Annotated in this window: 12 protein-coding genes and 1 pseudogene; 8 read left to right on the top strand and 5 right to left on the bottom strand. The window is 63.8% G+C overall.

The window, feature by feature from the left end:
• Genes AC07VI_RS04005 through nirK form a run of 3 tightly spaced genes read right to left on the bottom strand, consistent with a single transcriptional unit; the run spans position 1 to position 4,498 of the window.
• The gene (locus AC07VI_RS04005; protein WP_492995775.1) at positions 1 to 2,280 is read right to left on the bottom strand and encodes a nitric-oxide reductase large subunit; all 2,280 of its coding nucleotides are present in this window, start codon (positions 2,278 to 2,280) and stop codon (positions 1 to 3) included.
• 14 nt (positions 2,281 to 2,294) lie between these two features.
• Entirely contained in the window at positions 2,295 to 2,972 is a 678-nt protein-coding gene (gene ytfE, locus AC07VI_RS04010; protein ID WP_086143732.1) for an iron-sulfur cluster repair protein YtfE, read from the bottom strand.
• Between the two features lie 32 nt (positions 2,973 to 3,004).
• Positions 3,005 to 4,498 carry a copper-containing nitrite reductase gene (nirK, locus tag AC07VI_RS04015; RefSeq protein ID WP_492995778.1) on the bottom strand — a complete coding sequence of 498 codons (1,494 nt, stop codon included), beginning with the start codon at positions 4,496 to 4,498 and terminating at the stop codon, positions 3,005 to 3,007.
• A 150-nt stretch (positions 4,499 to 4,648) separates the two neighbouring features.
• On the opposite strand from nirK, the gene norR reads away from it, so the two are divergent.
• Positions 4,649 to 6,205 carry a nitric oxide reductase transcriptional regulator NorR gene (gene norR, locus AC07VI_RS04020; RefSeq protein WP_492995780.1) on the top strand — a complete coding sequence of 519 codons (1,557 nt, stop codon included), beginning with the start codon at positions 4,649 to 4,651 and terminating at the stop codon, positions 6,203 to 6,205.
• Positions 6,206 to 6,218: 13 nt separating this feature from the next.
• Here norR and AC07VI_RS04025 read toward each other — a convergent pair whose 3' ends face one another.
• On the bottom strand, positions 6,219 to 6,560 hold the full coding sequence (locus AC07VI_RS04025; protein ID WP_099420197.1) for a c-type cytochrome: 342 nt from the start codon (positions 6,558 to 6,560) through the stop codon (positions 6,219 to 6,221).
• A 14-nt stretch (positions 6,561 to 6,574) separates the two neighbouring features.
• Complete coding sequence (locus AC07VI_RS04030; protein WP_076566305.1) at positions 6,575 to 6,904, bottom strand: c-type cytochrome; 330 nt, start codon at positions 6,902 to 6,904, stop codon at positions 6,575 to 6,577.
• A 220-nt stretch (positions 6,905 to 7,124) separates the two neighbouring features.
• Here AC07VI_RS04030 and AC07VI_RS04035 point away from each other — a divergent pair, with 220 nt between their 5' ends.
• The 7 genes and pseudogenes from AC07VI_RS04035 to AC07VI_RS04065 all read left to right on the top strand — a co-directional run bounded on the left by AC07VI_RS04035 (position 7,125) and on the right by AC07VI_RS04065 (position 14,053).
• Positions 7,125 to 7,994, top strand: coding sequence for an AAA family ATPase (locus AC07VI_RS04035; RefSeq protein WP_076566303.1), 870 nt, complete (start codon positions 7,125 to 7,127; stop codon positions 7,992 to 7,994).
• 9 nt (positions 7,995 to 8,003) lie between these two features.
• Positions 8,004 to 8,654, top strand: a complete 651-nt coding sequence (locus AC07VI_RS04040) for a GNAT family N-acetyltransferase (RefSeq protein WP_086143730.1) — start codon at positions 8,004 to 8,006, stop codon at positions 8,652 to 8,654.
• Positions 8,648 to 9,817, top strand: a complete 1,170-nt coding sequence (locus tag AC07VI_RS04045) for a vWA domain-containing protein (protein WP_230538916.1) — start codon at positions 8,648 to 8,650, stop codon at positions 9,815 to 9,817. Before AC07VI_RS04040 ends, AC07VI_RS04045 begins: the two co-directional genes overlap by 7 nt.
• Positions 9,818 to 10,129: 312 nt before the next feature.
• A complete protein-coding gene (locus AC07VI_RS04050) occupies positions 10,130 to 11,317 on the top strand; it encodes a cation:proton antiporter (RefSeq protein ID WP_172404640.1) in 1,188 nt (395 codons plus the stop codon).
• On the top strand, positions 11,318 to 12,448 hold the full coding sequence (locus AC07VI_RS04055) for a YbdK family carboxylate-amine ligase (protein ID WP_086143727.1): 1,131 nt from the start codon (positions 11,318 to 11,320) through the stop codon (positions 12,446 to 12,448).
• A 288-nt stretch (positions 12,449 to 12,736) separates the two neighbouring features.
• Positions 12,737 to 13,219 (top strand): annotated as a pseudogene (locus AC07VI_RS04060) (sigma-70 family RNA polymerase sigma factor); the annotation flags it as partial.
• Positions 13,220 to 13,408: 189 nt separating this feature from the next.
• Positions 13,409 to 14,053, top strand: coding sequence for a FecR family protein (locus tag AC07VI_RS04065; protein WP_492996382.1), 645 nt, complete (start codon positions 13,409 to 13,411; stop codon positions 14,051 to 14,053).
• Positions 14,054 to 14,138 lie beyond the last annotated feature (85 nt).

A 14,138-nucleotide genomic window follows, 5' to 3' on the forward strand; every position in this document is an offset into this window, starting at 1 on the left:
TCACAATGGTATGCCGGCAGCCGCCGGCCGCGTGCCCTCGCTCACCTGCGGCCTTAGCAACCCCAGCACCACCTGCAGCGCCATGGCCACCGCGCCGACGATGAACACCACGTCGCCGAAGGTACGTATCCAGCGCAGGTTCTGCAACAGCGGCTGCTGCATGAATGCCTCGCTGCGCGCATGCCACAGGCCTTCCGTCACGCTGGCGTGGAACTGGATGATGCCAATCGGCAACAGACTGGTAAAGATCATCAGCGCCAGGCCCCCGTTCAAGCCCCAGAACGCCGTCTTCATCAACGCAGGGCTGAAGCGGTAATCGGGCCGCAAATAGCGCAGCACCAGCAAGGTAAAGCCCAGCGCCAGGAAGCCGTACACGCCGAACAGCGCCGCATGCGCATGCACGGGAGTCGTGTTCAGGCCCTGGATGTAGTACAAGGCCACGGGCGGATTGATCATGAAGCCCAGCACGCCCGCGCCCAGCATGTTCCAAAAGGCGACGGCGACAAAGCACATCAGGGGCCAGCGCAGGTTTTCCATCCACGGCGCGCGTTCCTTCAGGCGCCAGTTCTCCCACGCTTCATGGCCCAGCACGATCAGCGGCACCACTTCCAGCGCGCTGAAGCTCGCGCCGATGGCCATCACGGGCGTGGTGGTGCCGGCAAAGTACAGGTGGTGGAAGGTGCCGGGTATGCCACCGAGCATGAACAGCGAAGCCGACGCCAGGCTGGCCGTCGTGGCCATGCGCACCGACACCAGGCCCAGGGTCGAGAAAATGAAGGCCAGCGCCGTGGTGGCGAACACTTCAAAGAAACATTCCACCCACAGATGCACCACCCACCAGCGCCAGTATTCCATCACCGATAAATGCGTGCGTTCGCCGTAGAACAGGCCGGCGCCATAGAACAGCCCGATGGCGCCCACGGACGCAGTCAGCAGCGCCAGCAGGTTCCTGTCGCCGCCCGGCTGGCGCAGGGCCGGCACGACGCCGCGCAGCATCAGCACGAGCCACAGCAGGATGCCGACGAATTTGCCGATCTGCCACAGCCGTCCCAGGTCGACATATTCATAGCCCTGATGACCGAGCCAGAAATTCCACTCGGGCGGCATCACTTGCGCGATGGCCAGGTAATTGCCGATAAACGAGCCGACGACGACCGCGACCAGGGCCCAGAACAGCACGTCGACGCCGAGGCGCTGCCACTTCGGGTCCTTGCCGCCGTTAATCAGGGGCGCGAGGAACAGGCCGGCGGCCAGGAAGCCCGTGGCGATCCAGAACAGCGCGGCCTGGATATGCCAGGTGCGCGTAAGCGCATACGGGAACCAGCGCGACACGTCGATGCCGTAGAACTGCTGTCCTTCCACCGTGTAGTGCGCCGTAAAGCCGCCGATGAAGACCTGGAAGATGAACAGCGCCACCACCAGGAACAGGTATTTGCCCAGTCCGCGCTGCGAAGGCGTCAGCGCGAAAGTGGTGAGCGGGTCGCGCGGACCGGCCGCCGGCAGCGCTTCGTCATGGTCGCGCAAGAAGGCCCAGCCCCAGACGAGGAAACCCACGCCGGCCAGCAGCACCACCACGCTGGCGACCGACCAGACGAGGTTTTCGCCGCTGGGCTGGTTGCCGATCAGCGGCTCGTGCGGCCAGTTGTTCGTATAGGTCACTTTCTGGCCCGGACGCTCGGTGGCGGCAGCCCACGCCGTCCAGAAGAAGAACTGCGTCATCTGCGCGCGCCGCCCGGCGCTGGGCAGGGTGTTTTCCTTCATGGCGAAATGCTCGCGGCTGGCGTGCAGCAAAGGCGCGTCCGAGAACAGCTGGTCGTAATAGTGCGCCGTGCTGGCCATCGCCTGCACGCGGCGCGCCGACAGATGCAGTACTTGTTCTTCATCGACCCGGTTGGTGCGGTATTCCAGCTTGAGCGCCTCGCGCAGCGCCGCCTGCGCGGGGCCGTCGAGCGCCGCGTATGCCTTGCCATGCTGCTCTTGCGCGGCCAGTTCCAGCCAGGCCGTCAGTTCGCGGTGCAGCCAGTCGGCTGTCCAGTCAGGCGCCTGGTAGGCGCCGTGGCCCCAGATGGAGCCCAGCTGCATGCCGCCGACGGATTGCCAGGCCGTCTGGCCGTCGAGGATGCCCTCGCGGTCGAACAGCTGCCGGCCGTCCTGCGCCAGCACTTGCGCGGGAATCGGCGGCGCCTGCCGGTAGACTTCCGTGCCGTAATAGCCGAGCAGCGAGAACGTCACGATCAGCACACCGATCAGGGTGAACCAGAGTTTCTTGTAGGGACCCATGGGTCTTTCCTTTGTCAGTGCACCACAGCCGGCGCAAAGCGCTCGAACAGGATATTGTTTTCAGTATGGATATGCGCCATCAGATCCTCGCGGAAGGTGCGCAAGCCCGTGTACAGCGCGCGCCAGGTGGTGCAGGCGCCGGCCGGCGCGGTGATGTCGTTCGTCATCGCCTCCATCGCGCGCAAGGCCACGCCATGGTCGTCATGCTCCATGCGCATCACGTTGATGGGCGCGCCGGCCCTGGGGCCCTGGCCGCGCACGATCATGGGGAACAGCACGTCTTCTTCCTTGCGCATGTGGCTTTCCAGCTCCTGCGCCATGGCCGACAGGTGTTCCGCCAGCCCGTGCGGACAGTCGGCGCGGTCGCCGTGCACCTGCTCGACCTTGCGCGCCAGGCGTATCAGCTCGGGCAGCTGCTCGCGATGCACGGCGTGGTAGCGCGCCAGGATGTGTTCCACCAGCTCGGTGGCCGAAGCGTCCTGCCAGTCACGCGCGCCGCTGGCGTCAATCCGTCCGGCCAGCACTTCCAGTTCCTTGACGATGGGCGCCGGGTCCACGCCGGCCGCTTCGGCCGCCGCGCGCAGGGTCTTGTTGCCGCCGCAGCAGAAATCGAGGCGGTGCGCATCGAACAGGCGCGTGGCGCCGGGGATGCGGCGGGCCAGCTGGCCCAGGGATTGTTCGATCATTTCCATAACAGTTCCTTGATGATGAATGGGGGGTTGTTTTATTGGACGGCGCCCGCGTGGTAGACGCCGGGCACGGCTTCGCCCGTCACTTCCAGCACGCCCACGGCGCCCTTGCCGGCGCGCGACAGCGCATGGTCGACCAGCAGATAGCTGCCAGGATGCTGTACCTTGAGTTCGACGATGGTCGCGCCGCCCGGCGCCACCAAGGTGGTTTGCACGTCGTGTTTCGGGCTGCTGATGGAGCCTTCGCTGTACACCTTGTCGAAGATCTCGCCGATGATGTGGAACGATGAAATCTTGTTCGGGCCGCCCACGCCGAAATAGATGCGCACCGTCTCGCCGACTTTCGCCTGCAATTTGTGCGTCTTGCTCAGGGCCCCAACTTCGCCGTTGAAGACGTAGTAGTCGGGTAGTTCATTGGCCATTTTTTCCAGGTTCGGTTCCTGGTGCACGGGCGCGCCGTGTGGACGTCCCGTATACATCTCGCCCTGCATCACGTAATACTCGCGGTCGACTTTCGACAGGCCGCCTTCCGGTTCGACCAGGATCATGCCGTACATGCCGGCCGCGATATGCTGCGGCACCAGCGGCGTGGCGCAGTGGTAGACGAACAGACCCGGATTGAGCGCCTTGAAGGTGACGGTCTTTTCCTGCCCCGGCGCCACCTGCGTATGCTGTCCGCCGCCATGGCCGCCCGTCACGGCGTGCAGGTCGATCGAGTGGATCATCTTGCTGTCCCTGGCGTTGAACAGGGTCAGTTCCACCGTGTCGCCCACTTTCGCGCGCAGCATGGGGCCGGGCACTTGCCGGTTGAAGGTCCAGTAGGTAAAGCTGGTGCCGTCATCGAGCTTGCCCGGCAATTCAACCGTCTCCATGCGGTATTTCAGGGTTTGCGGCGCGCGCGCGCCGATGGCGGAAGGCACTTGCGCCGGATTGGCCGCCACGCTGACGGCCGACGGATCGGGGCCGCGCATCGGCGACGGCGCGGGCGTGTACAGGGCCAGCGCGGCGGCCTGGCTCGATTCGCCCGCTGCGCTGCCGGCGCCGGCGGCCTTCGGCGTCCCGGCTTCGGCCAGCGACGTGCCGGCGACTTCCAGCTTGCCTTCCATGCCGATCTGGCGGTGGCCGGGAATCGAGCAGTAATAGGTGAACGTGCCGGCGCGCGTGACCTTGAAGCGCACGGTGGTGCTGCCGCTGTTGGCGCTGAATTTGCTTGATGCCACATTGAGTTCCGGGATCAGCAGGTCGTGCTCGGCGCCTTCGCCGCTTTTCAGCACGAGTTCGACCGTGTCGCCCACCTTGGCCGCCAGCACGGGATTGACCTGCCCTTTGGCATCGATGAAGACCATCTTGCCGTCGACGATATTGGTCTGCAGCTCATAGCGCTTGAGCGTGGCGGCGGCAGGTTTGGCCGCAGTGGCGGCAGTGGCGGCGGCGCTGGCCGGCAGGCTCGCCTGGGCCTGCACGGACAGGGGCATGGCCAGGACACAGACGGCGGCGGCAATGGCGCGGAGGGAGGGAGTCGTTTTCATCAGGCTTTCCTTGGTCTTGTATGCCGGTTTGGCCCCCTTACCTACGCAAACGGCGTGCCAGGAAAAACTTGTTTTAAATCAATGATTTGAAAAATGCAGGGTAGTTACAACCCTGGCCGGACATGGTTGCATATACCATTCATGGTGAATATGACCACTTCCGCCACCCACCTGCTGTTGCTCACCGACCTGGTCGCCGACTTGCCCGTGGCCGTGCGCCTGCAGCGCCTGGTCGGCAGCCTGCGCGCGCACTTCGGCTGCGAGGCCGTGGCCTTGCTGAAACTCGACGGCGAGCATCTGCGCCCCGTGGCGATGGCGGGCCTGGCCAGCGATGCGCTGGGACGCCGCTTTTCCGTCGCCGACCATCCGCGCCTGGCCGCCATCCTGCAGCGGCGCGGCGTGTTGTGCTTTCATCACGACAGTTCCCTGCCCGATCCCTATGATGGCTTGATCGCCGAGCGGGCCGGCGAGCCGCTGCCTGTGCATGACTGCATGGGCATGGCACTGGACCTCGAGGGCGAGCGCTGGGGCGTCATCACCCTCGACGCCCTGCGCGTCGGCACCTTCGATACCACTGCGCAGCGCGAACTCGCAGAACTGGCTTGCGCCATCGAGGCGGCCGTGCGCGTGACCCGGCTGGAGACGGAAATCCGCGCCCTGCGCCTGTCGGGCGGCGCCATGCAGGCCGCTGCGCAGGCGCCGCGCGAGGAACACGACTTCGTGGGCCAGAGCGGCGCCATCACACAGCTGCTGCACGAATTGCAGGTAGTGGCCGATTCCGAACTGCCCGTGCTGCTGCTGGGCGAAACGGGCGTGGGCAAGGAACTGTGCGCGCACCGCCTGCACCGGCTGTCGCGCCGTGCGGGAAAACCATTGATTCACGTCAATTGCGCGGCCTTGCCCGAATCGCTGGCCGAAAGCGAGCTGTTCGGCCATGTACGGGGGGCCTTTTCCGGCGCCGTCAGCGACCGGCCGGGGCGATTCGAGGCGGCCGAAGGGGGCACGCTGTTTCTCGATGAAGTGGGAGAATTGCCATTGTCCATCCAGGCCAAGCTGCTGCGCACCTTGCAAAATGGCGAAATCCAGCGCCTGGGCGCGGATCGGCCGCGCCGGGTCAACGTGCGCGTGATCGCCGCTACCAACCGCAGCCTGCGCGAGCATGTGCGCGACGGCACGTTCCGCGCCGACCTGTATCACCGTTTATCCGTGTATCCCGTGCCGATTCCGCCGCTGCGCGAACGGGGCAACGACGTGCTGCTGCTGGCCGGTGGCTTCCTGGAATTGAACCGCGCACGCCTGGGCTTGCGCAGCCTGCGCCTGTCGGCCGCGGCGGAAGACGCGCTATGCCACTACCGCTGGCCGGGCAACGTGCGCGAACTCGAGCATGTGATCAGCCGGGCCGCGCTGAAAGCCGTGATCCGCGGTGCGGACCGCAAGGAGATTGTAACGCTGGAGAAAGATATGCTTGACCTCGATGCGCTGGAGCCGCCGGCCGGCGCGGGTGCGATGGCGACCGTGCCGGCAGCGTGCGGCACGTCGGCGGCGCCACTGCTCAGCATGCATCAAATCGTGGAAACAAGCCAGCGTCAAGCCATCCGGCAAGCGCTGGCCCTGCATCAGGATAACTGGGCCGCTGCTGCGCGCCAACTGGGACTCGACGCCAGCAACCTGCACAAGCTGGCGCGCCGGGTCGGCATCAAGGCCTGAGCAAGGCCAGAACTCAGCGGTGGATGACCAGGGTGGTCGGCAGACTGTGGAAGTAGGCAGCCAGGTCCTTGATGTCCTGATTGGTCAGCGGCTTGACCTGGCCCGTCATGATGGCGTTGTTGCGGCCGTTGGCCTTGTCGCCCCGTTTATACGCCGTCAGGGCATGTTCCAGGTAATCCTTGTGCTGGCCCGCCAGTTTCGGGTACGAAGGGTCGATGGGCGAACCGTAATCCTTGCCGTGGCAGGTGGCGCAGCTGTATTTTTCCGCCAGGGCCTTGCCCGTGTTGATGTTGCCGGCAGCGAGGGCGGAAAACGAGGCGGTGGCGCAAACCAGGGCGGCGAGTAGTGTTTTCATCATCTGGCTGGTCCTCAGTTCGGCTTGGCTTGTTGCGAATAATAGGCGGCGACATCGGCGATATCCTGATCCGACAGGCTGCTGGCGATGCCCTTCATGCTGGGGTGTTTGCGATCGCCCTTCTTGTAGGCTTGCAACGCATTCTCGATGTATTTCGCCGACTGGCCGCCGATCATCGGCACCTGGAATACTTCGGGGAAGGTCGCCTTGTAGCCAGGAATGCCGTGGCAACCGATACACATTTCCACCTTGGCAGTGGCTGCCTTGGCGTTTCCTACAATGTCAGCCGCTGTGACGGCATTTGCGATGCCGGCAAGCACGAGAAGTGCAAATATTTTTTTCATAGTGGCAAAGTGAACAAAGGTAATCGGAGAAACGCCAGAGCTGGTTTTTATTGATTTTATGTGTTGACAATTAATCTGCTGCTTGCCGATTCTAGCCAAGATATTCTTGCAAGTCCACCTATAAAACCCGCATTGTGTGCGGGTGGGTACAGGCCACCGGCGTGACGCCGCGCCGCAGTTCTGTTTATACTCACCCTTTCATTTCTTTGGCAGACCGCTCATGCAAGCAAAGCACCCCCAGCAAAGCCTCCGCTTCGAAGGTTCCGACAGCTACGTCGCCACCGCCGACCTGAAACTGGCCGTGAATGCGGCGCTGACCTTGCAGCGCCCCTTGCTGATCAAGGGCGAGCCAGGCACGGGCAAGACCATGCTGGCCGAGGAAGTGGCCGCCGCGCTGAACATGCCGCTGATGCAATGGCATATCAAATCGACCACCAAGGCGCAGCAGGGCTTGTACGAATACGACGCCGTGTCGCGCCTGCGCGATTCGCAGCTGGGCGACGAGCGCGTGCGCGACATCCAGAACTACATCGTCAAGGGCGTGCTGTGGCAGGCATTTACGGCACCCGAGCCGGTGGTGCTGCTGATCGACGAAATCGACAAGGCCGACATCGAATTCCCGAACGACCTGCTGCGCGAACTGGACCGCATGGAATTCTACGTGTACGAAACGCGCGAAATGGTCACGGCGCGCCACCGGCCGCTCGTCATCATCACCTCGAACAATGAAAAGGAATTGCCGGACGCCTTTTTGCGCCGCTGCTTCTTCCACTACATCAAATTCCCGGACAAGGATACGATGGAGCAGATCGTCGCCGTCCACTACCCGCACCTGAAACAGGAATTGCTGGCGCAGGCGCTGCAAACCTTCTACGAAGTGCGCGACGTGCCGGGCCTGAAGAAAAAGCCGTCGACGTCGGAATTTCTCGACTGGCTCAAGCTCCTGCTGGCCGAGGACATCCCTGCCGAAGCGCTGCGCAGCAAGGACAACAAGGCCGTCGTGCCGCCCCTGCACGGCGCGCTGCTGAAAAACGAACAGGACGTGCACCTGTTCGAGCGCCTGATGTTCATGTCGCGCACCAACCGCTAAGGAGCGCCGGTGAACGACATCAGCCCGGACAAGGTCTTCGTCCCCCTGGAACTGCACGGCATCCGCCTCGAAGCGCTGGCGCCGCATCACGCACCGGGCCTGCGCGCGGCGGCCATGGATGGCGAACTATGGAATCTGCGCGTCACCTCCGTGCCCGAACCGGACCAGGTGGACCAGTACATCTTCAAGGCCATCGAGATGCGCCCTGCGCGCTTCGCCTTTGCCGTCATCGACGCGGCCAGCGGCGACGTTATCGGCACCACCAGCTACCACGACGTGGTGCCTAACATAGGCCGCCTGGAAATCGGCTACACCTGGTATGCGAAGCGCTGCCAGCGCAGCCACGTCAACACCACCTGCAAATTGCTGCTGCTGGCGCACGCCTTCGATACCCTCGGCTGCGCGCTGGCAGGTTTTCGCACCGATAATTTCAACCATGCTTCGCAGGCGGCCATCGAACGCCTGGGCGCGAAAAGGGATGGTGTGCTGCGTCACCATGCGCTGCGCCGCGACGGCACCGTGCGCGACACGGTCATGTACAGCATCACGCGCGGCGAATGGCCCGAAATTGCCGCCCACCTGCGCTACAAGCTGGCGCAGCGCCCCATCGCCGCACTGCCCCGCTTGGGAGACCCTGGGACAGAGGAAGCACCATGCTGATTGATTTCTTCTTCACGCTCAAGGATGCGAAGATTCCCGTCTCGATCAAGGAATTCCTGACGCTACTTGAAGCGCTGCAAAAGAATGTCATCGACGCCTCGATGGACGATTTCTATTATCTGGCGCGCCTGACCCTGGTCAAGGATGAAGCCCATTTCGACAAGTTCGACCGCGCCTTTGCCCAGTACTTCAAGGGCGTCAATGCGGCCTTCGACACGAACGCGGCGATTCCCCTCGACTGGCTGCTCAAACGCATGCAGCGCGAATTGTCCGAGGAGCAGAAGGCGCAGCTGGAAAAATTCGGCTACGACAAGCTGATGGACCGCCTGAACGAGCTGCTGAAGGAGCAGAAGGAGCGCCACGAGGGCGGCAGCAAGTGGATAGGCACGGGCGGCACTTCGCCGTTCGGCAATGGCGGCACGAATCCGGAAGGCATCCGTATCGGCGGCAAGGGCGGCAACCGCACGGCCGTGAAAGTATGGGAAGCGCGCAGCTACAAGGATTACGACGGCGAGCGCGAACTGGGCACGCGCAACATCAAGGTGGCCTTGCGCCGCCTGCGCAAGTTCGCGCGCGAAGGCGCGGAAGACGAGCTGGCGCTCGACGCCACCATCGCCGCCACGGCCAACAACGCGGGCTATCTCGACATCAGGATGCGTCCCGAGCGCAAGAACCGCATCAAGGTGCTGATGCTGTTTGATGTGGGCGGCAGCATGGACGACCATATCGAACGCACCGAGGAACTGTTCTCGGCGGCGAAGACAGAATTCAAGAACATGGAATTCTTTTACTTCCATAACTGCGTCTACGACTACCTGTGGAAGAACAACCGGCGCCGCAACGCCGAGCGCTTTCCCACCTGGGACGTGCTGCGCAAATACCCGCCCGACACCAAGCTGATTTTCGTCGGCGACGCCACCATGAGCCCCTACGAAATCCTGCAGCCGGGCGGCAGCGTCGAATACAACAACGAGGAAGCCGGATCGGCGTGGCTGGCGCGCTTTACCCAGGCGTTCCCGAAATTCATCTGGCTCAATCCGGAAGCGGAAGGATTATGGCAGTACCGCCAGTCCATCGGCGTGATGCGGCAGTTGATGAACAACCGCATGTTCCCCCTGTCGATCGACGGGCTGGAACGGGGCATGCGTCTGCTCAGTAAATAAGAGCACGCAACAAAAAGTCCATGGCGGCATGCCGCCGCCATGCCGTACACTGCGGTGCAGAACTACCGTGCGGAGCATCTCCGCTGCGGGCGGGTACCATAGGCTGATATCGGCCCCGCCCCAATTTGCTGCATCTTGTGCGCGGCCGCCATGGCCGCGGCACTGTTCGATTGCGCACATTGTGCGCGCCTTCTGCTCCGGTAGAATCGGCGCATCGCTCTGCGCAAACAATGCACCATCGCTGCACCACGACATTGCCGCGCCAGCTCCCATGCTGCCGGCCGGTGCCAGCGCTATTTCAAAGGAATGAGCATGCAAAGTCTCCTCTCGATCGCCGCCGACCTGTCCTGGCCATTCGCCATTACCCTGGCCTGGGTGGTGGGCGAATTTGGCCACCGCTGGACGGGCCTGCCGCGCATCAGTTTTTATGGCGTGATCGGCTTCATCCTGGCGCAGACGCAGGTGGGTATCCTGCCGCAGACGGACGCCGGCCCCATGCTGGTGCTGGCTGACGTGGCCTTCGGCCTGATCCTGTTCGAGGTCGGCTACCGCATCAACCTGCGCTGGCTGAAGAACAACCCGTGGATCGCCGTCACCGGCCTGGTCGAATCGCTGTTCACATTTGCCGTCGTCTACTTCATCGGCATCGAATTCGGCACCACCTCGATGACGGCGCTGCTGCTGGCCTCCCTGGCCATGTCCACCTCGCCGGCCACCATCATGCGCGTCATCAACGAAGAACGCAGTTCGGGCCAGGTCACGGAACGCATCGTCCACCTGACGGCACTCAATTGCGTGCTGGCCGTGTTCACCTTCAACATCATCATCGGCTTCTGGATGTTCCAGAGCTCCACCGACCTGATCGAGGCGACCAGCAGCAGCGCCGCCGTGCTGGCCGCCTCGGTGGCCGCCGGCACCGTCTTCGGCATCGTCGTGCCGGCCATGCTGCGCCGCCTGGGCAATATGGCGCAGGACGCCACCGTGGCGTTCGCGCTGTCGGTAATGCTGCTCGTCGCGCTGACCTACACCACCAGCCTGTCGCCGCTGCTGGCCACCCTGACATTCGGCCTGGTGGCGCGCCACCGCCGCGTCGCCTTCAGCCAGGCGCAGCGCAATTTCGGCGCGCTGGGCGAACTGCTGACGGTATTGCTGTTCGTGTATGCCGCCTCGACACTGGAATGGGCCAGCGTAACGGCTGGCGCGACCCTGGCCCTGGCCGTCGTTGGCGGACGCCTGCTGACGAAAGTCGTCGGCGTGGCCGCGTTTTCGCATGTGAGCGGCATTTCCTGGCGCAAGGGGGTGCTGACGGGCGTGGCCCTGACGCCCGTCTCCGTCTTTATCATCCTGCTGCTCGAGCACGCGCGCCAGCACGGCGTGAACTTCGGCGACGAATTGAACGCCCTGGCCGCCGTCACCCTGGGCCTGGAACTGGTCGGTCCCGTGCTGGTGCAGCGCGTGCTGATGCTGGCAAAAGAAACCCACGAAATCAAGGAGCGCTAAATGCCGCTGGAACCCTTTGGCCAATCGGCCGCGCTGACCTTCGGCGTCGAACTCGAACTGCAACTGGTGAACCTGTCGGACTATGACCTGACGGCCGCCAGCCCCGACCTGCTGCACCTGCTGGGAAAAAAACCGTTTCCCGGCAACGTCACGCCGGAAATCACCGAGAGCATGATCGAGATCAACTCGAGCGTGCACACGCATCACGGCCCCCTGCTGGAACAGCTGCAGGAAATCCGCGACACCTTGATCACGGCGGGCGACAAGCTCAATATCGGCATCGCGGGGGGCGGCACACACCCGTTCCAGCAATGGTCGTCGCAAAAGATCTTTTCCAAGCCGCGCTTCCAGGAGATTTCGGAACTGTACGGCTACCTGGCCAAGCAGTTCACCATCTTCGGCCAGCATGTGCACATCGGCTGCGCCTCGGGCGACGACGCCATGTTCCTGCTGCATTCGCTGAACCGCTACATCCCCCATTTCATCGCCCTGTCGGCCTCCTCGCCCTACGTGCAGGGACGCGACACCCTGTTCGATTCGGCCCGCCTGAACTCCGTATTTGCGTTCCCCATGAGCGGACGCGCGCCGTTCACGCTGAGCTGGGAGCAGTTCTCCAACGAGTATTTCGCCAAGATGGAGAACACGGGCATCATCAAGAGCATGAAGGATTTTTACTGGGATATCCGTCCCAAGCCGGAATTCGGCACCATCGAACTGCGCGTGTGCGACACGCCGCTGACGGTGGAGCGGGCCGCCGCGCTGGCCGCCTACCTGCAAGCCCTGTGCCGCTACCTGCTCGAACGGCGCGAAGCGCCGCCCGTGGAAGACGATTACCTCGTATATAACTACAACCGCTTCCAGGCCTGCCGCTTCGGCCTCGATGGCGCCATCACGCATCCGAAAACCTACGAAACGATGTCGCTGCGCGAAGACATCATGACCACCCTGCGCAAGATGGAGCCGCACGCCGAGGCGCTGGGCAGCACGCCGGCCCTGAAACACCTGTCGGACGTGGCCAAGCAGTGGAGCGATGCGCAATACCTGCGCAAGCAGCACAGCCTGCAGGGCAGCGCCGAGGGCATGGTCGATTCGGCCATCCGCTGCTTCCGGGGCGAACCCATGAATTACTGACACGGCACGCGCTGGAAGCGTAGGTCGGATTAGCCCATAGAGCGTAATCCGACAATATTGTTAGCGCCAGTGGTGGCGTCGGATTACGCGCCTGCGCGCTAATCCGACCTACAGCCTGGCCGAAGCGACGTCGCGTCCATGCAGTCTGGCCCGCCGGGTCAGACCCCGGCATTCAGCAGCGTCAACCAAAAAAACCACACCCGCCGTTCCCGTCATTTACAGCCACCTCCCCCGCTTGCTACAATGAGAATGATTCTTATTATTGTTTAAAAGCGCAAGGGGAATGCGATGCCGCTGGCAAAGCCGCTACAACGCCACGACATCGCGACACTGTATGCCGACCACCACGGCTGGCTGCAGGGCTGGCTGCGCAAAAAACTCGGCAGCACGGCCTGCGCGGCCGATGTGGCGCACGATACTTTCATGCGCCTGCTCGACCGCGAAGACGCCGTCGCCGCGCGCGAGCCGCGCGCCTTTCTCGCCACCGTGGCGCAGCGCGTGCTGTTCAACCATTACCGCCGCCAGAAACTCGAACAGGCTTACCTGGACGTGCTGGCGCAGCTGCCGCCCCGGCATGCGCCGTCGCCCGAGGAACGCGCGCTGCTGCTGTCCACGCTGTTTGAACTGGACCGCATGCTCGACGGCTTGCCGCCGCCTGTGAAACGGGCTTTCCTGCTGCGCCAGCTCGACGAGCTGCCGCAGGAAGACATCGCGCGCCAGCTCGGCATCTCGCTGGCCACGGTAAAACGCCATCTGCAGCGGGCCGGCAGCGCCACACAGGCGTGGCAGCAGCTGCAAACGCAGCACGAACACCTGCCGCCCGCGGCGCACGCGAGCCTGCTGCGCGCTTGCATGCAAGCGAATGCGCCGCGGCGCCACGCCGTCAAGACCCTGGCCCTGCTGCTGGCCTGCGGCGCCTCGCTGTATGCGTTCGAACGCCGCAGCCCGCAGCGCGGCTGGATGGCAGATTACCGCACGGGCGTCAACCAGCGCCGCGTCGTGACCCTCGATGACGGCACGCAGCTCACGCTCAACACCAGCAGCGCCGTCAATATCGTTTACAGCGGCGCGCAGCGCCGCATCGACCTCCTGGCCGGCGAAATCTTCATCGCCACCGGCAAGGATGCCGCGCAACGGCCGTTCTTCGTCGGCACGCCGCACGGCAGCCTGCAGGCGCTGGGCACGCGTTTCACCGTGCGCCTGCACGAGCAATACGCCAGCGCCGGCGTGCTCGAAGGCGCCGTCGCCGTGCTGGCCGATGACGGTAGCCAGCGCCTGCTGCTGCGTCCCGGCGATGGCGCCCATTTCGACAGCGCGGACTTGCACCGCCAGGCGCTGGCGCCCTATGGCGGCGCATGGCTCGATGGCATGCTGGTGGCGCGCGACATGCGCCTCGCCGATTTCCTCGCCGAGCTGTCGCGCTACAGCGACCATCCGCTGGGCAGCACGCCCGCCATCGCCGGCCTGCGCGTGTCCGGCTCCTACCCGCTGGCCGACGTCGGCGCCGTCCTCGACACCGTCTGCGCCAGCCTGCAACTGCGGCGCAATACCGTCACGCGCTTCTGGGGCCATCAGGTGGTGCGCATCGAACTGGCTGCCCGCTGAAAAATATTTTCTGCAAAGTGAGCTGTTTTACCGTGCTCGCGTGACTTGGTAGAGAGGTAGTTTCCATCTTGCGCATCCACGAAAG

Source organism: Janthinobacterium sp. GW821-FHT03A03, from assembly GCF_059421435.1.